Annotated in this window: 2 protein-coding genes and 1 pseudogene; 1 reads left to right on the forward strand and 2 read right to left on the reverse strand. The window is 49.0% G+C overall.

Annotated features, from left to right (window positions below; all coding sequences use genetic code 11):
- Window positions 1-54: 54 nt before the first annotated feature.
- Together LKD37_RS17450 and LKD37_RS17455 are read right to left on the reverse strand one after the other, a co-directional pair.
- Complete coding sequence (locus LKD37_RS17450; RefSeq protein ID WP_302930324.1) at window positions 55-603, reverse strand: ABC transporter permease subunit; 549 nt, start codon at window positions 601-603, stop codon at window positions 55-57.
- Window positions 604-809: 206 nt separating this feature from the next.
- Window positions 810-1,001, reverse strand: coding sequence for a hypothetical protein (locus tag LKD37_RS17455; RefSeq protein WP_186871672.1), 192 nt, complete (start codon window positions 999-1,001; stop codon window positions 810-812).
- Window positions 1,002-1,191: 190 nt separating this feature from the next.
- On the opposite strand from LKD37_RS17455, the pseudogene LKD37_RS17460 reads away from it, so the two are divergent.
- Window positions 1,192-1,508: pseudogene (locus LKD37_RS17460) on the forward strand (recombinase family protein); the annotation flags it as partial.

Consider the following 1,508-nt stretch of genomic DNA (forward strand, 5'->3'; position numbering starts at 1 on the left):
ATACCCTGCATGACCGCGCGGGGGATGAAGGATACAATATCAAAATTCATTTTCTCACGCCTCCTTCTTTCCGGAAGTACGGAACTGGACCTTGTAGTTGATGAAGAACTCGCAGCCGATGATGAAGAACAGGATGATGCCCGTCAGGATATCGGAGAAGGAGCGGTTCAGGCCGAAGGCCGTGGAGATCTCGCTGGCGCCGCGGTTGAGCACCACCAGCAGCAGGGACACGAAGATCATGATAATGGGGTTGAATTTCGCCATCCAGGACACCATAACGGCGGTGAAGCCGCGGCCGTCCACGATGGTGGTGGTCATGGTGTGGTCGGTGCTGGAGGTCAGCAGCAGACCGATGAGGCCGCACAGTGCGCCGGACAGGGCCATGGTCCGGATAATGACCCGGTCCACCTTGATACCGGCATAGCTGGCGGTGCGGCGGCTTTCGCCCACCACGGCGATCTCATAGCCCTGCTTGCTGTAGTTCAGATAAATGTACATCAGACCCGTCATCACGGCTACCACCAGAATGGCCAGCAGATACTTCTGGTTGCCGATGGTGGGCAGCCAGCCGGCCTGGGAGTCCTGGTTGATGATGCCGATCATACTGAATCATGGTGCTCATGCCTGATCATCTCCCTTCATTAAAATATAGACATACCACAGCAGCATTGCTGCCGCACATACACCTATGAGTGCAATTAGCATTTGCATAAGATTCATCCTCCTTTTTTGCTGTCCCCAATATCATAAAACCTTTCCTCTAAAAATGGCATTAGTCATCTTTTGTGCGTTTAAAGATGAAATAAAGATTACAACCAACCCAAAAGCCATGCCATAGGAAAGGCGATAACGATCGTACTGATACAGACACACGCCAAAACCAGTAAGGGCATTCCAACAAAGATGGAGATGAAGCCAAGTAGCGGATGATGCCAAATAAAGCGCTCCGCTTTTGCGTCAAATCTCTGTTCAAATCTTCTCGCCGCATTTGTAATGCTCATAATTGTTCACCTCATTTCTTTCTTGCAAGGCCATAATACCGCTTAAAGTATTAAGTGGGGAAAAGGGTCCTGCAATCGAAACTAAGACTGTATAAGTCTTTAAGAAAAAAGAGTCAGACCCGGAAGAGGACTGACTCATTCATATAATGATTTTGAAATTGTATTTTCGAGAAGAGAATACCCTTGACAAATCTCGTCTCAGAAGCGTATCCTTGAAACCTATGCAAAGCAGAACGGCTTTTCCAATCTGCGCTGGTACACGGACGACGGTTATTCTGGTGCGAACTTTCAAAGACCCGGTTTTCAAGCCATGCTTGCGGACATTGAAGCCGGAAAAGTCGGGACAGTTATCGTAAAGGATATGTCGAGGTTAGGGCGAAACTACCTGCAAGTGGGAATGTACACGGAAATGATTTTCCCACAGAAAGGTGTCCGCTTCATCGCTATCAATGACGGAGTGGACAGCGCACAGGGCGACAATGATTTTGCCCCGCTGCGGAATATCTT

This window comes from Brotocaccenecus cirricatena, assembly GCF_020687045.1.
Lineage (GTDB): Bacteria > Bacillota > Clostridia > Oscillospirales > Oscillospiraceae > Vescimonas > Vescimonas cirricatena.

Bases quoted from the DNA above. Each gene is read 5' to 3' on its own strand.
- LKD37_RS17455 (WP_186871672.1), bottom strand. From the start codon at position 1,001: ATGAGCATTACAAATGCGGCGAGAAGATTTGAACAGAGATTTGACGCA.
- LKD37_RS17450 (WP_302930324.1), bottom strand. From the start codon at position 603: ATGATCGGCATCATCAACCAGGACTCCCAGGCCGGCTGGCTGCCCACC.